Source organism: Flavonifractor sp. An92 (assembly GCF_002159175.1).
Classification (GTDB): domain Bacteria; phylum Bacillota; class Clostridia; order Oscillospirales; family Oscillospiraceae; genus Pseudoflavonifractor_A.
In genome coordinates this window covers 86299-104021 of the sequence record NZ_NFGZ01000011.1, presented here as the reverse complement: position 1 = coordinate 104021, position 17723 = coordinate 86299, and the positions used below count along the sequence as shown (strand labels likewise).

At 61.8% G+C, this 17723-nt stretch carries 19 protein-coding genes and 5 tRNA genes; 13 read left to right on the top strand and 11 right to left on the bottom strand.

Features of this window, described 5'->3' with window-relative positions; translation table 11 throughout:
- The 7 genes from B5G43_RS17555 to B5G43_RS09615 all read left to right on the top strand — a co-directional run.
- Nucleotides 1-286: hypothetical protein (locus B5G43_RS17555; protein ID WP_206405020.1), on the top strand; the 286-nt coding region annotated here is incomplete at its 5' end.
- Between the two features lie 42 nt (nt 287-328).
- A complete protein-coding gene (locus B5G43_RS09640) occupies nt 329-1486 on the top strand; it encodes a carbohydrate-binding domain-containing protein (RefSeq protein ID WP_087260678.1) in 1158 nt (385 codons plus the stop codon).
- A 132-nt stretch (nt 1487-1618) separates the two neighbouring features.
- Nucleotides 1619-1692: transfer RNA gene (locus B5G43_RS09635), tRNA-Gly, on the top strand.
- A 3-nt stretch (nt 1693-1695) separates the two neighbouring features.
- A tRNA-Arg gene (locus B5G43_RS09630) sits at nt 1696-1772 on the top strand.
- Between the two features lie 41 nt (nt 1773-1813).
- A tRNA-His gene (locus B5G43_RS09625) sits at nt 1814-1890 on the top strand.
- A gap of 61 nt (nt 1891-1951) precedes the next feature.
- A tRNA-Gln gene (locus B5G43_RS09620) sits at nt 1952-2026 on the top strand.
- Between the two features lie 39 nt (nt 2027-2065).
- Nucleotides 2066-2141: transfer RNA gene (locus B5G43_RS09615), tRNA-Lys, on the top strand.
- 134 nt (nt 2142-2275) lie between these two features.
- Here the strand turns inward: B5G43_RS09615 and B5G43_RS09610 are convergent.
- Genes B5G43_RS09610 through B5G43_RS09595 form a run of 4 tightly spaced genes read right to left on the bottom strand, consistent with a single transcriptional unit; the run spans nt 2276 to nt 5370 of the window.
- On the bottom strand, nt 2276-3043 hold the full coding sequence (locus B5G43_RS09610; RefSeq protein ID WP_087260675.1) for a hypothetical protein: 768 nt from the start codon (nt 3041-3043) through the stop codon (nt 2276-2278).
- A gap of 18 nt (nt 3044-3061) precedes the next feature.
- A complete protein-coding gene (locus tag B5G43_RS09605; RefSeq protein ID WP_087260672.1) occupies nt 3062-3658 on the bottom strand; it encodes a hypothetical protein in 597 nt (198 codons plus the stop codon).
- Complete coding sequence (locus B5G43_RS09600; RefSeq protein WP_087260671.1) at nt 3655-4380, bottom strand: hypothetical protein; 726 nt, start codon at nt 4378-4380, stop codon at nt 3655-3657. The genes B5G43_RS09605 and B5G43_RS09600 overlap by 4 nt, the downstream gene beginning before the upstream one ends.
- Before the next feature lie 27 nt (nt 4381-4407).
- Nucleotides 4408-5370, bottom strand: coding sequence for a LacI family DNA-binding transcriptional regulator (locus B5G43_RS09595; RefSeq protein ID WP_087260669.1), 963 nt, complete (start codon nt 5368-5370; stop codon nt 4408-4410).
- A 479-nt stretch (nt 5371-5849) separates the two neighbouring features.
- Here B5G43_RS09595 and B5G43_RS09590 point away from each other — a divergent pair, with 479 nt between their 5' ends.
- Genes B5G43_RS09590 through B5G43_RS09570 form a run of 5 tightly spaced genes read left to right on the top strand, consistent with a single transcriptional unit; the run spans nt 5850 to nt 11847 of the window.
- Nucleotides 5850-6734 (top strand): ABC transporter permease subunit, encoded by an 885-nt coding sequence (locus tag B5G43_RS09590; RefSeq protein WP_242960522.1) that lies wholly within the window; start codon nt 5850-5852, stop codon nt 6732-6734.
- Between the two features lie 13 nt (nt 6735-6747).
- Nucleotides 6748-7635: a carbohydrate ABC transporter permease gene (locus B5G43_RS09585; RefSeq protein WP_087260665.1), complete on the top strand. Its 888-nt coding sequence runs from the start codon at nt 6748-6750 to the stop codon at nt 7633-7635.
- A gap of 17 nt (nt 7636-7652) precedes the next feature.
- Nucleotides 7653-9350 (top strand): extracellular solute-binding protein, encoded by a 1698-nt coding sequence (locus B5G43_RS09580; protein ID WP_242960521.1) that lies wholly within the window; start codon nt 7653-7655, stop codon nt 9348-9350.
- Between the two features lie 37 nt (nt 9351-9387).
- Entirely contained in the window at nt 9388-10872 is a 1485-nt protein-coding gene (locus B5G43_RS09575) for a glycoside hydrolase family 32 protein (protein WP_087260663.1), read from the top strand.
- A gap of 15 nt (nt 10873-10887) precedes the next feature.
- Nucleotides 10888-11847, top strand: a complete 960-nt coding sequence (locus B5G43_RS09570; protein WP_087260661.1) for a carbohydrate kinase — start codon at nt 10888-10890, stop codon at nt 11845-11847.
- 57 nt (nt 11848-11904) lie between these two features.
- Here the strand turns inward: B5G43_RS09570 and B5G43_RS09565 are convergent, their stop codons facing one another.
- The 7 genes from B5G43_RS09565 to B5G43_RS09535 form a co-directional block, all read right to left on the bottom strand.
- Nucleotides 11905-12732 carry an SDR family oxidoreductase gene (locus B5G43_RS09565; RefSeq protein WP_087260659.1) on the bottom strand — a complete coding sequence of 276 codons (828 nt, stop codon included), beginning with the start codon at nt 12730-12732 and terminating at the stop codon, nt 11905-11907.
- A gap of 220 nt (nt 12733-12952) precedes the next feature.
- Complete coding sequence (locus B5G43_RS09560; protein WP_087260657.1) at nt 12953-13855, bottom strand: LysR family transcriptional regulator; 903 nt, start codon at nt 13853-13855, stop codon at nt 12953-12955.
- Between the two features lie 156 nt (nt 13856-14011).
- Entirely contained in the window at nt 14012-14509 is a 498-nt protein-coding gene (locus B5G43_RS09555) for a pyridoxamine 5'-phosphate oxidase family protein (RefSeq protein WP_087260656.1), read from the bottom strand.
- A gap of 25 nt (nt 14510-14534) precedes the next feature.
- Complete coding sequence (locus B5G43_RS09550) at nt 14535-15113, bottom strand: sugar O-acetyltransferase (RefSeq protein WP_087260653.1); 579 nt, start codon at nt 15111-15113, stop codon at nt 14535-14537.
- A gap of 3 nt (nt 15114-15116) precedes the next feature.
- The gene (trxA, locus tag B5G43_RS09545; protein WP_087260650.1) at nt 15117-15434 is read right to left on the bottom strand and encodes a thioredoxin; all 318 of its coding nucleotides are present in this window, start codon (nt 15432-15434) and stop codon (nt 15117-15119) included.
- A 36-nt stretch (nt 15435-15470) separates the two neighbouring features.
- A complete protein-coding gene (locus B5G43_RS09540) occupies nt 15471-16319 on the bottom strand; it encodes an NAD(P)/FAD-dependent oxidoreductase (RefSeq protein ID WP_087260647.1) in 849 nt (282 codons plus the stop codon).
- Complete coding sequence (locus tag B5G43_RS09535) at nt 16316-16615, bottom strand: metalloregulator ArsR/SmtB family transcription factor (protein ID WP_087260645.1); 300 nt, start codon at nt 16613-16615, stop codon at nt 16316-16318. Before B5G43_RS09535 ends, B5G43_RS09540 begins: the two co-directional genes overlap by 4 nt.
- A gap of 183 nt (nt 16616-16798) precedes the next feature.
- On the opposite strand from B5G43_RS09535, the gene B5G43_RS09530 reads away from it, so the two are divergent.
- Nucleotides 16799-17713, top strand: coding sequence for a hypothetical protein (locus tag B5G43_RS09530; protein ID WP_087260643.1), 915 nt, complete (start codon nt 16799-16801; stop codon nt 17711-17713).
- Nucleotides 17714-17723 lie beyond the last annotated feature (10 nt).

Genomic DNA, 17723 nt, shown 5'->3' with positions numbered 1-17723 from the left:
CTCCTCACCTCCCCCGCCCTCCGGCGCCCCCGTCGATTTTCTACATCTGAACCATTCTTTTCAGCCGACCGGCCGGTTTTGGAATCTGAAACAGGGAGTTTTCCCTTCTTTCCGGGCAAAGCAGGCGTTTTGCGCTCCGAATTTTCGCCAAATGCCAGACGGTAATGGAAAATATTACCTAATTATGCCCAAAATTGGTGTCCGCCGGGTGTTCACAAAAAGTTCGTTCTTTTTTCAGATTTTTTTTGGCTTGCCGTGCTATGGTATCCGTACGGATGGATCATAACGAAATTATGGTAACTCTCCATCCCGAAAGGAGCTCCAATTTATGAAAACCTTTGCTGCATCCGCGCTGCTGGCCGCGCTGCTCGCGGTCCAGGCGACCGGCTGTTCGACCCAGACCGCTGACCCCACCCCCACGCCCACCGCCACGCCGGAGGCCACCGAGAGCGACACCGCCACCACGGTGGACCTCTCCGACAGCGGCGTCACCGTGGATGGCGCGGCCGTGGACAGCGATACCGAAAGTCCGGTCCTGGTGGACCAGTCCCTCTATGACGCCGCTGGTGAGAGCACCGCAACTGCCGTGGTCATCACCCAGCCGGGTACTTACCGCCTCAGCGGCACCCTCACCGACGGCCAGGTGGCCGTGGACCTGGGGACGGACGCCGCCTCTGACCCGGAGGCCGTGGTGACCCTCATCCTGGACGGCGTGGACATCACCTGTTCCTCCGCCCCCGCTCTGGTGGTGGAAAACGTCTATGAGTGCGCCGACCTCACCGCCGAGATCACCTCGCCCGAGGTGGACACCACCACGGCCGGCATCTCCCTGGTGCTGGCCGACGGCTCGGAGAACACCCTCACCAGCACCTCCGCCGATGCCGTGGCCACCCTCTCCACCGCCATGAGCCTGAATGTCTCCGGTCAGGAGGAGGGCGACGGCCTGCTCACCGTCACCAGCGCCAGCGCCGGCATCCAGGGCGCGGCACACCTGACGCTGGACAGCGGCCGGATGGTGGTCCAGTCCCAGAGCACCGGGCTCCAGGCCAATGAGGAAGCCCTGTCGGTCATCACCGTCAACGGCGGCAAGCTCTTTGTCAATGCCGGTCAGGACGGCGCCAGCAGCGCCGTGGCCTCGCAGGGCCATGTGGTGGTCAACGACGGCGAGCTGGTGGCCCTGTCCGCCGACGAAGGCCTGTCCGCCAGCAGCGGCGTGCAGATCAACGGCGGCAGCGTGCTCGCCATGGGCAGCGCAGTGACGCCGGTGGATGAGGGCTCCGCCCAGGCCGTGCTGGATTGGATCTTTACGGAGCCGCAGAGCGCCGGGGCGCTGCTCACCATCCAGGATGGTGATGGTGAAGAACTGCTCTCCTACACCCTCGAGCGGGACTGCACCGCCTTCCTCTTCTCCTCGCCCCAGCTCACCGACGCCAGCACGTGTACGGTGACGGTGGGCAATGTCTCCGAGGAAAACGGGGACGCCTGATCCGTTCTTATTTAAGTGGGGGTGGGTCCCCTTCGACCCGCCCCCACAAGTTTTTTCAAAAAGGTGTTGACATTTTCCCGCAGCCATGCTATCATATCCAAGCTGACATCGCTAAGACGTCCGCGATCCCATGCGGGTGTAGTTCAATGGTAGAATCCCAGCCTTCCAAGCTGGTCGCGTGGGTTCGATTCCCATCACCCGCTCCACATGCGCCTGTAGCTCAGGTGGATAGAGCAACTGCCTTCTAAGCAGTGGGTCAGGGGTTCGAGTCCCTTCAGGCGTGCCAGTCAGCCTTTGGCTGATCTCCAAAAAGCGTTGTCTTATATGGTGGGTGTAGCTCAGTTGGTTAGAGCACCGGATTGTGGTTCCGGGTGTCGAGGGTTCGAGTCCCTTTACCCACCCCATACGACTCAAGGCGGAAGAGCCGGAGCTCCGCTCCGGCTCTCTGCTTTTCGTCTACGCTTTAGGGGTGTAGCCAAGTGGTAAGGCAAGGGACTTTGACTCCCTCACTCGCTGGTTCGAGTCCAGCCATCCCTGCCAGACACTTCAGGGGACACCCCTTTTGAATAGATGGACCACGACTCGTTAGCTCAGTTGGTAGAGCAACGCCCTTTTAAGGCGAAGGTCCGGGGTTCGAGCCCCCGACGGGTCACCAAAAAGAAGGACACGACATGATCGTGTCCTTCTTTTTGGTTTCGCCGCCCCGCCGTGCGGGGCCCCGGCTTGTGGCAGTATCTATACTTAATTACAAAGAGCGAGACACGCAAAACGTGCCTCGCTCTTTGACTTTCAGGAGTGGGACTCGACACAAGATGCCTGGAATTTTTCTTCGATCCCAAGCTCCTGATCCATCCGCTCGTAGATCAAAAACTGCGACAGAAAGACGATATACCACAGCCCCAGCATCGGAACCAGGAGCAGAGTCCAGGGGGCCAGCAGCACAAACACCAGCAGGTAAACAAGCTGCAGCAGGGTCACCCCCGCCATGCGCCAGAAATATTTTGCCGTAAACAGGATGATATTTCGGACCCGATTCAACGTAGTCTGCCGGAACAGGACCAGCTGGGGCCAGTAGAGGGTATTGAGCAGAAGAAACAGGGCTCCGGAGAACAGGTACAGGGCAAGGGTGCCCGGCGTCTGCGGGGTTTCGGACCACCAGAAAAGGGCCGCCATAAAGGCATACATGCCGATAAGCAGGCCCAGGATCGCCCCGGGGAGCAGGCTCTCCCGGCCATTCTGCCGCCAGCTCTTCCGCCAGGCCGTCCACCAGGACTCCGGCGCGTCCCGCAGGCCCCGGAGAATGCCGTCATACAGCCCCGCCAGGAAGGGCCCCCAGATCATGCCCCCCAGGATGGACAGGGGGATGAGGACCAGAATGCTGCTGGACAGGATGGCGTATCCGATGCCCGCCGCCAGAGGCAGCGCGCCCAGCACGGTGAGCAGATTGAGCTTGATCCAGGAGAAGGCATACTGGGAGAGCAGCTGCTTATAGCGGTTGAAGCCCACCTGGCGCACCGTGGGATCATAGTACGGGTCCTCATGGACAAAGAGTCCCATAACACGTTCTCCTTTCCTTTATAAACTATAATGGCAGCCGTCCAGGAACTGGAGCAAAATCTCCCGCTCCTGTCCGGTAAACTCGGCCCGACAGGCCAGCTCGGCGCTGATGGCGTAGTTTCCGTAGACGGTAAAGGCGGACACGCCCCGCTGATAGGGATTGGTCTCCGAGCCGCACTCGTAGGCCAGCAGCGTGTATTCCTGGCCGTTGCGGGTCTCGCTCCAGGTCTCGGTCACCGTATAGGTCTCCTGCTGCCGGGCGATCCAATCCTCCTGATTCTGCAGGGCATAGCTCTCATCCGCGCATCCGACGGCCAGGAGATAGAGCTGGGCGTCGTAGACGTCCACGTCCTCCCCGTCCTCGTTGGTATAGGCGGAGGACTCACCGGCCACCCAGGTGGCGTAGTAGATGTCCTCCCCCGTCAGCACCGAGTAGTTCTCCTGCAGAGAGAAGCCGTTGCCCGGCTCCTCCGCGCCCAGTACCGACCCCAGCATGGTCCAGTCGGGGTCCCAGGGGGTCCCGTCGGCGGCCTGCTCGGGATAGGAGCTGCATCCGCTCAGGCCCAGCAGACCCGTCAAAAGCAGCGCTGTGAGCCCATATTTCCACCGTTTCACTGGTCACTCCCCCTTGTGATCGCGTCCCAAAGCGCGTCGCATTCCTGGGAATCGGAACAGGTGCGCTCCGTCCAGAAGCCCCGACGGGCCACAGAAAGAGACGAGAGCTGCTCCTGGCTGTCTCCGTGGATCTCCTGGCCCGGGATCGTCTCAGTATACTCCCCCAGCGGCAGCGCCCGGAGGACCGGGCAGCCGGACCAGGAGAGCCAGCAGCTCTTGTCCTGCTCCGATTCATCCGGGAGGCTCCCGTCCAGACAGCGCAGGACCTGGTAGTTCTCCTGAAACACCTCCGGGTCCTCCAGGAGGAAAAAGTAGCTGTCACAGGCCTCCAGATCGGCCATCAGTCTGGTACTGCCGGCATAGGTGTACACGGCCCCCTCGCCGGAGCTGTCCCCCATCACATACTGGTTCAGCCGGACCACCACCTGGCCGTCGCCGTTGCAGTCGGTCCCGAGCTCCGCCAGGGCCGTCTCCAGAGCGGCCGCCGTATCCTCCGGCAGGGAGGTGGAGCCCACATAGGCCACCTGATAGTCGGGTATTACCTGGCCCAGTCCAAAGGCCCTGGCCGTCAGATAGACCCCCAGAGCCAGCACTCCCGCCCCCAGAAATACATACCACTTATGGTAGTACCACCAGTTGGCCCGTTTCTGCCGGGGCGTCAGCTCCACCGCCAGCTCCGGCTTCACATCCCGGTATTTCCACTTGAGATACTCGCTGGCCATCGGCTCTCCTCCTCTGTCCGGTCCTGCCTAGTCCCGGGTAGTACCGCCGGGCGCATAGCTCACCGGCAGGCAGATCAGACTGGGCACATCGCTCTTGTCCTCTTTCAGGAGAATATCCACGCAGGTCTCGGCCAGCAGGGGGATGGGCTGGACGATGGTGGAGCACTCCGGCGTGCGGCCCATATGGGCGGCCGTACCGTCAAATCCGATGAGCTGCACGTCCTGCGGCGCATGGACACCCAGCTCCGAGAGCATTTTTTGGATCTCCAGCGTCAGCACGTCGGTGCAGCAGAAAATGCCGTCATAATCCAGTTGGCCCTCGTGAATATGTGCCTGCAGGAAGGAGCGGAAAGGCTCATACCCGTCGCTGTCGCACAGATAGAGGGTGTCGTGGTCCACCCCGGCCCCGCGGCAGAAGGCCTCAAACCCATCCCGCCGCTTGTCCGACTCCCCGGCCACGGGGGAGCCGATGCGCAGGAACAGCAGCCGCTTGCAGCCCAGCTCCACCAGCTTTTTGGCGGCCAGCTGCCCGCCGCCGAAGTTGTCAGAAGCCACGCAGGGAATATCGGAGCTCACATAGCGGTCGAAGCTGACAAAGGGCACCTTGTCGGCCACCTGCAGATTGGGGTTGTAGGTCAGGCCGATGATCCCGTCCACCTGGTTCTGCTGGGCCATGTGGATGTAGCGCTGCTCCGCCTCCGGATCAAAGTCGGTAATGGACAAGAACATCCGGTATCCCCGCCGGGTCAGCGCCTGGCACAGATTCTGCGCCAGGACGGCGAAGAAGGGATTGATAATATTGGGCAGCACCACGGCCACCGCATAGGTCCGGTTGGTCTTCAGCCCCCGGGCGTAGTTGTTGACCTGATAGCCCAGCGTCTTTGCCGCCTCCAGGACCCGCTGGCGGTACTCCTCGCCCACGGAGCCGTTGTTGAACACCTTGGACACCGTGCCCAGCGCCACGCCCGCCTCCCGGGCCACATCTTTCATCGTCGGAGCGGAACTCCGTTTCATTTGCATCGCCGCCTTCGTGAAACGTATCACGTTGATTTCACGTGATTTCATGAACACAACTTCATTATATCCATGAAACGTTTTTTTGCAAGTGGATTTTGGAAATTTGGCTCGATTCTTTTCTTTCTTTCCAGCTTGCACAAAAAGCAGGGGTTCTTTTTATGGAGAACAGAGAAGAAGAAAAACGCCGTCCGATTTCCTTGACAGGGAGGGGAAAAAAGGGGTATGATTTTCTCAAATCAAAGTGTAACGTTTCACGCCGCGTTCCCCGCGGCTTCCTTTTCCACCTGATGTGAAACGTTACACACACGTACCGGTACACATGACTGCCACGGCAAAGAGAGGTGAGCGCGCCACTGCACAGATCGGATACCATGAGTTTCATTAGGGAGTGAGAAAGTGTGAGTCAACAATCCAAAGCAGCGGCGGGCGTCCTGGCCCCCCGCGGAACATCCTTGGGCCGCCGGATCCGGAACAACTGGCAGCTCTATCTGCTTCTGCTGATCCCGGTGGTCCTGACCGTCATCTATAAGTACATCCCCATGTACGGCATCCAGATCGCCTTCCGGGACTTCAAGGCCAGCCGGGGCTACCTGGGCAGCGAGTGGGTGGGCCTGTACTGGTTCGAGCGGTTCTTCAGCTCTCCCACCTGTGTCCGGATGATCAAGAATACGGTCCTCATCAGCCTGTACAGCCTCCTGTGGACCTTCCCCATCCCCATCATCCTGTCCCTCATCATCAATCAGCTCCGCTTCCGGCGGTATAAGCGGCTGGTTCAGACGGTGCTGTATGCCCCCCATTTCATCTCCATTATGGTGGTCTGCGGTATGCTGCGCATCTTCCTGAGCCCCTCGGGCGGCCTCATCAACCTGATCTTCGGCACCAGCATCGACTTTCTGACCGAGTCCTCCGCCTTCCGCACCATCTACATCGCCTCGGGCATCTGGCAGGACGCTGGCTGGGGCTGCATCATCTATCTGGCCACCCTGGCCAATGTGGACCCTGGGCTCTATGAGGCCGCCAAGATGGACGGCGCCTCGGTGTTCCAGCGCATCAAGAACATCGACCTGCCCGAGCTGCTGCCCATGGCCATTCTGAACCTCATCATGGCCGCCGGCGGCCTGATGAACGTGGGCTTTGAGAAGGTGTGGCTCCTCCAGACCGACCTGAACAAGGCCACCAGCGACGTCATCGCCGTGTATGTCTACCAGCAGGGCATTGAAAACGCCAAGTACAGCTACTCCACGGCGGTGGGCCTGTTCAACACGGCGGTCAATATCATTCTGCTGCTCATCGTCAACAAGATCGCGTCCAAGGTCTCGGACGTGGAATTTGTCTAAGGGGGTGGAGAACATGAAAAAACGGACCGGATTGTCCGAGCGCACCAGCGACATCGTCCTGGTGGTCATCACCGCGGTGGTGCTGCTCATCGTAGCCTATCCCCTCTATTACGTCCTCATCGCCTCGGTCTCCGACCCCTATGACGTGTACGCCGGCAAGACCTTCCTCTTCCCCAGCGGCTTTACCCTGGACGGCTACGCGGCGGTGTTTCAGGACCCCAACATCGTCTCCGGCTTTTTGAACTCGGTGAAATACACCGCCATCGGCACGGTGTTCTCGGTCACCATGCTCTACATCACCGCCTACCCCATGGCCCAGCGGGATCTGCCGGGACGGAAGTTTTTCAGCATCTTCTTCCTCATCACCATGTACTTCGGCGGCGGCCTGGTCCCCACCTATCTGGTGGTCAAGAGCACCGGACTGGTGGGCAGCATGTGGTCCCTGTTCCTGCCGGGCGGCGTGGCGGTGGGCAATATGATCATCGTGCGTAACTACTTTCAGAACAACATCCCCCGGGATCTGGTGGAGGCCGCCGAGATCGACGGCTGCTCCAAAATGGGGATCTTCCTGCGCATCGTCATCCCCCTCTCCAAGCCCATTCTGGCCGTTATGGCGGTCTTTTCCATGGTGGCCTACTGGAACGACTGGTTTACGGCGCTGATCTACCTGGGCGGCAAGGGCTCGCCCCTGCCCCTGGTCATGCGCAACATCCTCATCAAGAGCTCGGCCTCCGCCTCCCAGGCCGCCACCATCTCCGGCGGCTACGCAGAACTCAACAAGCTCACCGAGCTTCTGAAGTTCTGCTCCATGATCGTGGCGGCAGTGCCCATGCTGGTCATCTATCCCTTCGTGCAGAAGTACTTTGAAAAGGGCTTCATGGCCGGCGCGGTAAAGGGCTGAGAAAGGAGAGAAAACTCGTGAAACAACCTTGGAAACGTGGACTTTCCGCCGCTCTGGCGGTCCTTCTGGTGGGCCTGTCCGGGTGCTCCAGCGGACTGGTGAACGACGTGAACAACGGCGAGATCAACCCCAACACGGACCAGACGGAATTTGACATCATGGGCGGCATCTCCGCCCTCTCCAGCGGCTATGAGAACAACGAGGTGCTCAACCAGCTCCAGGACAACGTGGGCATCAAGATCAACTGGGAGACCATGTCCGACTCCCTGGCCGAGCAGGTGAACATCCGCATCACCGGCGGCCAGTACCCCGACGCCTTCATGGGCGTGGGCTTCTCCAACTACGACCTGGCCCGGTACGGAGACGACGGCACCTTCCTGGACCTGACCCCCTACCTCACCGAGGACATCATGCCCAATCTGTGCGCCATCCTGGAGGAGCACCCGGAGATCCGGGCGGCCATCACCCAGGAGGACGGCAAGATCTACGGCCTCCCCTCCGGCGAGCAGATGACCACCGCCGGCATTGGTGCCGACCTGGACGACGCCTGGTCCATCTACACCATCCCCCAGTTCAGCATGATCAACAAGGCCTGGCTGGACGAGCTGGGCCTGCCGGTACCCACCACCCTGGATGAGCTCCACGACGCCCTGAAGGCCTTCAAGGACAACGACATGTCCCACACCTACTACGGCAACGCCGCCGGCTCCACCATCCCCATGTCCACCGGTTTCGACGAGTGGTGCTGGGGCCAGAACATCTTTTACGCCGGCTTCGGCTTTACCAACTGGCCCAACGACGTGTGCAACGACCTGCACCTGAAGAGTGACGGCACCGTGGAATTTCTCTGCGTCTCCGACGCCTACCGGGACTGCATGGACTACTTCCACACCTGGTACAGTGAGGGCCTGATGGACGTGGAGATGTTCAGCCAGAGCGACAGCCAGCTCATGGCCAAGTGCCAGCAGGGCAATGTGGGCGTCTCCACCTGGTGGTACATCGACGAGCTGATGGGGGACTACGCCGACGACTATGTGTTCCTGCCCCCGCTGTCCGGCCCGAAGGGCACCCAGTATGAGGATGTGTGCAACATCACCATCCGCCCCGGCTCCCCCATCACCTCCGGCCAGCTGTGCATCACCGGCAAGTGTGAGAGCCCCATCAATCTCCTGAAGTTCTTCGACCAGTGGTACGACGGCGAGACCGTGATGCAGCTCCACTACGGCCCCATCGGCGTCTACTTCACCGGCCAGGACGAGAACGGCATGTGGATGTCCATCACCGATGAAGAGGCCAAGGAGAAATACGGCAAGAGCGCCGGTGAGCTGCGCAACCAGTACGAGACCTACGGCCCCAAGCTGATCCTAGCGGAGTACTACCGGGATGTCTTTTATATGGAGCCCAACGCCATCAACCGCCTGACCTGGCTCCAGGATGACTGGATGCCCTATGTGAAGGACACCAGCGTCTACCCCGTGGACTGCACCTTCACCGGCATGGAGATGGAGACACTGGACTGGCACAAGCCGGACTTTGAGACCGCCGTCCGGGAGCAGGAGGGACTGTGGCTGAAAAACGGCGGCGAGGGCGGCGGCCCCATCACCGACGAGGAGTGGGAGGCATACAAGGAATTCCTGGTGAAGAAATGCGGAATGGATGACCTCCTCCAGGTCTACCAGGCCGCCTACGACCGCTACACGCAGACCGAGAGCTGAGCAATTCGCCCCAAATTCGATCAAAGGATGAGATTCTATGGTTAGCACGCAACTGCAGAAGGCACGCGATTTTGAAGCCCAGTACGGGCCCCACATCCCGGCGGAGGAGCGTCCCGCGTTCCACGCCACCCCCACCATCGGCTGGATGAACGACCCCAACGGCTTCTCCCTCTACCAGGGGAAATGCCACCTGTTCTACCAGTACCACCCCTACTCCAACGAGTGGGGCCCCATGCACTGGGGACACCTGACCACCGAGGATTTCATCCACTGGGAGCGGCTGCCCGCCGCTCTGGCGCCCGACCAGCCCTGTGACGCGGCCGGCTGCTTCTCCGGCGGCGCGGTGGAGCTGCCCGACGGGCGGCAGCTGCTGATGTACACGGGCGTGCAGCGGGAGCGGGACGAGGAGGGTTTCCTGCGGGACGTCCAGACCCAGTGCGTGGCCATCGGCGATGGGCTCAACTATGAAAAATACCCCCTCAACCCGGTGCTGTCCAAGGCCGATCTGCCCGAAGGGGGCAGCGTGGTGGACTTCCGGGACCCCAAGGTGTGGCGGGCGGAGGACGGCACCTACTACGCCGTCATCGGCAACCGCCCGGCGGACGGCAGCGGCGCGATCCTCCTCTACCGGAGTGAGGACGGCCTGAAGTGGAATTACGTCCGCACCCTGGACGCCTGCCACAACCAGTACGGGAAAATGTGGGAGTGCCCCGACTTCTTCCCCCTGGACGGCCGCCAGGTCCTCCTGGCCAGCCCCCAGGAGATGTACCCCATCGGCCTGGAGTTCCACGCGGGCAACAACGCCCTGTGTCTGCTGGGCGACTGCGACCCCGAGAGCCTGGAGTTCCATCGCCAGGCGGTCCAGGCGGTGGACTACGGCCTGGACTTCTACGCGCCCCAGACCCTCCTCACCCCTGATGGGCGGCGGATCATGATCGCCTGGATGCAGAACTGGGCCACCACCGGGGCCAAGCCCGCCCACTGCCGCTGGTTCGGCCAGATGACCCTCCCCCGGGAGCTGTTCCTGCGGGACGGGCGGCTGTGCCAGCGCCCCGTCCGGGAGCTGGAGGCCTGCCGGGGAGAGCGGGTGCTCCACCAGAACATCCCGGTGAGCGGGGAGGTCAACCTGCCCGGGGTCCAGGGCCGCATGGTGGATCTGACGGTGACGGTCCGTCCCATTGGAGGCGAGGAGTACCGCTGGTTCCGCATCCACGTGGCCAAGGACGGCACCCACGACACCATCATCCGCTATCGGCCCAATGAGAGCACCCTGAAAATCGACCGCACCCGCAGCGGCCTGCCCCACGACATCGTCCACACCCGCAGCTTCCTGGTGCGGCCCCGGGGCGGAGAGCTGAAACTGCGCATCATCCTGGACCGGTTCAGCGTGGAAGTCTTTGTCAACGACGGAGAACAGGCGGCCAGCGCGGTGATCTACACCGGGCAGGAGGCCGACGCCATCACCTTTGAGGCGGGCGGCCAGGTCCTGATGGATGTGGAAAAGTACGACCTGATGGTTTAAAAGGCGGTGAATCACGTGAAGAAAAGCATTGATGTGGTGGCTCTGGGCGAGCTGCTGGTGGACTTCACCTGCAACGGGACCAGCGCCCAGGGCAACCCCTTCTATGAAGCCAACCCCGGCGGCGCACCCTGCAATGTGCTGGCCATGCTGGCCAAGCTGGGCAAGAAGACCTCCTTCCTCGGAAAAGTGGGTGACGACCAGTTTGGGCACCTGCTGCGCCAGGTGGGCCTGGAGGCGGGCATCTCCATGGACGCGCTGGTGATGGACCCCCACAGCCACACCACCCTGGCCTTCGTCAAAACGGCGGAGAACGGAGACCGGGACTTCTCCTTCTACCGGGATTCCGGGGCGGACACCCTCCTCACCCCGGACGAGGTGCCGGAGGACGTGATCGCCGGGGCGAAAATCTTCCACTTCGGCTCCCTCTCCCTCACCGGAGAGCCGGTGCGCAGCGCCACCCAAAAGGCGGTGGCCCTGGCCCGGGCGGCGGGCTGTATTCTCTCCTTCGACCCCAACCTGCGCCCGCCCCTGTGGGGCAGCCTGGAGCAGGCCAGGGAGCAGATCCGTTGGGGTCTTGCCCAGTGCGACGTGCTGAAGATCTCCGACGATGAGCTGCTCTTCCTCACCGGGGAGAACGACTTTGACGCGGGTGCCGCCCAGCTGATGGCGGAATTCTCCAATCTCCGGCTGGTCAACGTGACCGCGGGCGCTCAGGGGAGCATCGCCTATTATCAGGGGCTCCGGGTGTTTCAGCCCGGGGTGTCCCTGGGCGGTGTGATCGAGACCACCGGCGCGGGGGACACCTTCTGCGCCTGTGTGCTGAATTTCCTGCTGGAACACGGCCTGGAACACCTCACGTCCGACGATCTCTCCCAGATGCTGCGCTTTGCCAATGCGGCGGCCTATCTGGTCACCACCCGGCGGGGGGCCATCCGCTCCATGCCGGAGCCGGAGCAGGTATCGGCGCTGCTCTGATAAAAAAAACAGGCATCCATCTCCGACGGAGATGGATGCCTGTTTTTTTACTACGGGTTACGGTTTCAGCGGCCCATAGAAGTAGGAGGCGGTGGCCCCGCCGTCCACGAGGAAGTCCGCGCCGGTGATGAAGGCGCCCTTACGGCTCATCAGCAGCTCCGCCACATTGGCCACCTCGTCCGCGGTGCCGGGCCGCCCGGCGGGACACTGGGCGAACATATTCTTATAAAAGTCCCCGCGGGGGCCGTTGAACTCGTCGATGGCCAGAGGAGTGACGATGATACCGGGCGAGATGGAGTTGATCCGCGCCCCCTTCGTGCCCCACTTGACAGACTCCGCCATGACGCGCTTTTCATTGCACCGCTTGGCCAGCTGATAGGCGTGGAGGGTGTCCCGGATATTCTCCGGCTGGAGCAGCGGCAGACTCAGCAGTTCCTCTGTGGGCGTGCAGGCCAGCTGCTCGTCCTCCTCCGGGGTAAGCTGCTTCATCCGGTGGCCGGACTGGCTGGAGATGGTCACGCCCACGCCGCCGGGGGCGATCACCTTGCCCACCTCCTCCAGCAGCACCGCCGTGCCGTACAGATCCACCTTCAGAATGGCCTCGATGGGCGCCTGGCTGGGCGAGACTCCGGCGGCATTGACCAGCATGGTGATGTCGCCGTACTTCTGCGCCTCTTCAATGATGCCCCGGATGGAGGCCCGGCTGGAGAGGTCCATCTCCACCGGCACCACGTCAAACCCGGCGTCGTTCATGGTCTTGGCGATGGCCTGGGCGTTCTCCGGCTTTTTATCGCCTACCACGATCTTTCTTCCATACCCCATCCGGCGGGCGATGGCCATACCGATCTGACCGGCGCCGGTCAAGAGCATCACATCTCGATCCATTGATCCTGTTCCGTCCTTTCCATGATTGCTTGCGCTACTGCAAAACCGCTTTTCGGCTTTGATCTGCACAGCTACAGAAACGTCCCTATGCCTGGGCAGGTCCCTCTCTGACCTGCCTGCTCCTATTATAGAAATTCCAAACAGCTCAATCAATTCGACTTTCGGCCCCATTTGATAAGTTTTTCTGATACCAAAAACTGCCCCCGCCGAGCGAGAGCAGTCATGGAACCTGTTCAGTTGAGGATTCAAATTTCGTGCGCAGAATATAGGAAAATTCCTCCACATAATCACCGGCGTGTTCCTTTTTCCGGAACAGGCAGTAGTTGCGTGTGATCGGCTCCTCTCCCCGGCAAAGTGGAATGCGGCAGAGAGATGCGCCAAAGGCCGTCGCCGGGCTGCTGCCCTCCACCGGCAGGAAGCCCTGTCCGCTGACGACCATCAGCCGGGCCTCTTCCAGAGTTTCCGCATAGAGCATATCACTCTGTATGCCGATGATCGTCTGATAGAATTCCCGCTCAATGGCCTGCTGTTCCCTGGAGGCCACCAGAATACAGGGGATGTTTTTCAACTCCTCAACGGTGACGGAGGAAAGCGCCGCCAGAGGATTGCGGGATGCCAGCTCAATATACATCCTGTTGGTCGTCAAAATCAGATTGATATACGCATCGGAAAAAGCTCGCCGCTGATCGTTGAGCACCAGATCTGCACCGCCGGTGCGCAATAAGGTGAACAATTCTTCATGGTTGCCGTATAGGATCTGAACTGCAACACCAGGGTATTTTGCCGAAAACTCCTCCAGCGCCTGGTGAACTTCCGGACTGTTGGAGCTGCGCAGGTAGCCGATTTTTAACATTGCCGCATCACCACGTGCAATTCTGGCCGCTTCGCTGCACATCTGCTCGTAATCAGCCATCCATACCAGGCTTTTCTTATAAAAGTGTTCACCAGCCGGTGTCAGCACAAATTTCCGGTTGTGTCGCTCCAGGAGCGGAAAACCCAGTTCTTGTTCCAATGCCTTGATCTGTTGGGAGATGGCAGATTGGGAGATGTGACATTCCTCCGCCGCTTCAGAAAAGCTATTGCTGCGCACCACAGCCTGAAAAGATCGAATCTGGCGAAGCATCGCGCATCCCCCTCCCATACGGCAAATTTGACATGGCGTTTTCCATCAGTGTAGCACGAAATACCTCTGTCTACAATCCAAACCCCTCTCATCAAACGGAGGCCGCACCTAATATACAGGTGCGGCCTCCGTTGTTTCAACAGAGCAGACGTGCTCTTATTCCATGGCGCCGAATTGCAGCTCCGTCCCATCGGGCCGGAACTTCACACGCTTGGCGGTGACCTCGTCCATATGGATGCGGAACACCGCCGTCCGGACCAAACTGTCGTCCACTTCCCGCTGGAAGGCCTCGCCCAGGGGCGCGCAGAATTTGGCGGTGAAGATGCGCAGCGCCTCCTGCTTTTCCGCCGGGTCGGTCAGCTCTTCCGCCGTTCCGCGGACCACCACGCTCTCATACTCGGTGGTGAAGCGCTCCGGCACCAGCCGGGTGTCGCCCACCGCGCTGACACACACCCGCGGATGGGCCCGCAGGCACTGGGCCTTCTCCCCCCGCTGGGCGCTGTGGAGGTAGAGGTACTCCCCGTCCCGGGTCACATTGATGGGGATGCAGTAGGGCTCTCCGTCCACTCCCACCATGGACAGGGTCATCCACTGGGCCTTGTCCAGGACCATGTGGGCGAACTCCAGCCCCATTTCCCGTTCCTTCCGTCTCATGTTCCATTCCTCCCCTGGCCGTTCCTCACCGGTTGGGCCGCAGCACCCGGCAGGGATTGCCCACCGCCACCACCCCGGCGGGGATGGAGCGGGTGACCACACTGCCCGCACCGATGACGGTGTCGTCGCCAATGGTCACGCCTGGCAGCAGGATGGACCCGCCCCCCAGCCATACGTCGTTGCCCACCGTCACCGGAGCGGTGCGGGTGCGGCAGAAGGAGAACCCCTCCGCCGCCGTGCCGAAGCGCTCCGCCGCCCGGGTGGGGTGAAAGGCGGTGTAAATATGGACACCCGGGCCGACGAGGGCCCGGTCTCCGATGGTGATGGTGTTGTCGTCCAGAAAGACGCAGTTCATGTTGACCTCGCAGCCCTCGCCGAAGAAAATGTTTTCCCCATAGTCCACATAAAAGGGGGCGGAGATCCACAGGTTTTTCCCCCGGCCGCCCAGGAGCTGGTCCAGAATGGCCTCCAGCTCTTCCCGGTGGTCGGACGGGGTGCTATTGTACGCTTGGGTCAGGGCCCTGGCCCGGTGCCACTGGGCCAGGAGGGCCGGGTCGCCGCAGTCATACAGCTCCCCGGCCAGCATCTTCTCCCGCTCGGTCATAGCTTATAGATTGGCCTCCAGCACCGCGGCGTAGGCCTCGGGGGGCATGACGCCCACCTTCCGGTCGATCTCCTTGCCATCTTTGAAGAAGATGACGGTGGGAATGTTCATGATGCCCAGAGCCTGAGCCAGGGCGGGCTCCTCATCGGTGTTGACCTTGCCCACGATGGCCTTGCCCTCGTACTGGTTGGCCAGCTTCTCAATGGTGGGGGCCACCATGCGGCAGGGGCCGCACCAGCTGGCCCAGAAGTCCACCATGGTCAGATTGCCGGAGGAAACGGCCTTCTTGAGGCCATCCAGATTGAAATGATAGAGTGCCATTATAATTTCTTCCTTTCCGATTTATAAAAATGATGTTTACTGATGATCCAGATATTCCGCGGCCCGGAGTCCCGCCACGAGTCCCTCCCCCACCGCCTTGGAGATCTGGAGGGGGAGCCCGGTGCAGTCCCCGGCGGCAAAGACGCCGGGGAGATTGGTGGCCATGTTCCGGTCCACCCGGATGTAGGGCCCATCCAGCTCCAGGCCGGGGAGCAGCTGGGTGGGGGCCACCGCGCTGCGCAGGAGGAACACCCCGTCGCAGGGGATGGTGTTCCCGTCGGCCTCCACGCCGGAGACCTTTCCCTCGCCCAGGATAGACAGGCGCTTGGCCTGCACCACCGGGATGGCGGGGTCCAGCCCCTCGGGGGCCTTGGCGCTCACATAGGTCACCCGGCATCCCAGACCGTGGAGGTAATTGGCCTCCTCGGGGGCGTGGGTGGATTTTCCCACGACCACCACGTCCTTGTTCCGATAGAGCATGCCGTCGCAGGTGGCACAGTAGCTCACCCCCGCGCCCAGGTGCTCCAGCTCGCCGGGGAGGGCGGGGCCCTGGCTCACGCCGGAGGCCAGCACCAGGGCGTTTCCCTCCACCACGTCGCTGTCCACGGCCACGAAAAAGCCGCCGTCCATGGGCATGGCGTTGAGGGCCCGGCCGGTGCGCCGCTCCACCCCCAGCTCCTGGGCGTGGGCCTCAAAGCGTTCCATCAGCTCCGCCCCGGACAGCCCGGGAAGGCCCAGATAATTGTCGATCCGCTCGGCCTTCCAGACAGGCAGGTCGGCGGTGGGACTGCTGACCACCAGGACGGACTTGTTCCGCACCCGGGCCTGCACCGCCGCCGACAGCCCCGCCGGGCCGCCGCCAATGACGATCACGTCATATTTCAATGGTAATCCTCCTCCCGCTCGCCCAACAGGGCGGCCACCACCGCCGCCACACTGGGGTCGGCTATGGTATAGTATACCTCATTTCCGCTGCGTTCTGCCCGGACGATGCCGGCGGCGCGCAGCTTGGAAAGGTGCTGGGAGATACAGGACTGGGACTGACCCGTCTTTTCCTCGATGCAGCTCACGTTCCGGCAGCCGCACACCAGCAGCCCCCGCACGATCTTCAGCCGCAGGGGATGGGCCAGGGCCTTCAGCAGGACGGCCTTCTCCTCATAGGGGATGATGTCGGGTTCCATGTCCTCACCTCATTCGCATTTTCTAATATTATTATATTCTAATATTCTAATTTGTCAACTCCTTTTTTCCACGCTTTTAAAATTATTGTAAAACAATAATTTATTCTTGCACATCTGGTGCGGGTGTGTTATAGTGAGCTCAGGAAGAATTATCGTAAAACAATAATTCAAGGAGGCGATGGTATGGATCAGGAACGTATCCGATTCCTCTTTCTCCCCGCGCTGCTCGGCGGACTGCTGGGCAGCGGGCTGGCCGGACTGGGCCTGACCGGCTCGGGAAGCACCCTGCTGCGCCTGGGCGAAGGGCTTCGCGCTCTGTCCCTCTCCGGTTGGGCGGGTAATCTGGCCGCCTGGGCGGTGGTGTGCATCCTGAGCCTGTGGCCTGTGGCGGCTCTCCTGCTCCGCCGGGAGCGGGCCCAGCGGGACCTGCTGCTCCCCCTGCTGGCGGTGCTGCTCCTGGTGGCCTGCTTCCTGCTGGTCAATCCCGCTCTGGTGGACCCGGTGGAGCCCTACCTGATGGCCCTCCTGTGGACAGCGGCGGGGGTGCTGCTGGCCTGGGGGGTGCTCACTCTGATGGGGCGGTTCACCGGGGCGCGCTCCCTGCCCCTCCCCCTCCTCTTCCAGGCCGGTGCGGCGCTGCTCACGGCGCTGGCGGGCCTCTGGGCGGTGGTTCGGCTGTGGAGCCAGGTAGAAAACGTGTTCTCGGGCAACACCGGCGCGCCGGAGGCCGCCGCGGTCACCGGAACGGTGCTGGGTGTCCTCACCCTGGTGCGGCTCATCCCGGACTTCCTGGGAGGCTGGCTCCTCCTCCAAGGCGCGGAGCTGGGGCGGCAGATGGAGGGGGACCCCTTCGCGCCGGAGACGGTGGAGCTGTGCCGGACGACCGCCAAAAACGCCCTCTGGTGCGTGAATGTGGCCCTGGCGGTGTCCCTGGGCTGCGACCTCATCCAGCTGCTCCTCCCCGGGGCGCTGCTCCACCTGGATGTGCAGCTTTTGCTCCCCCTTCCCACCCTGCTCTCGGCGGCGGGCCTGCTGGTGCTGTGTCGGTACATGGAGCGCTCCAAGGCGGTCTATGACGACAACCAGACCATTATATGAGGGCGCTGCC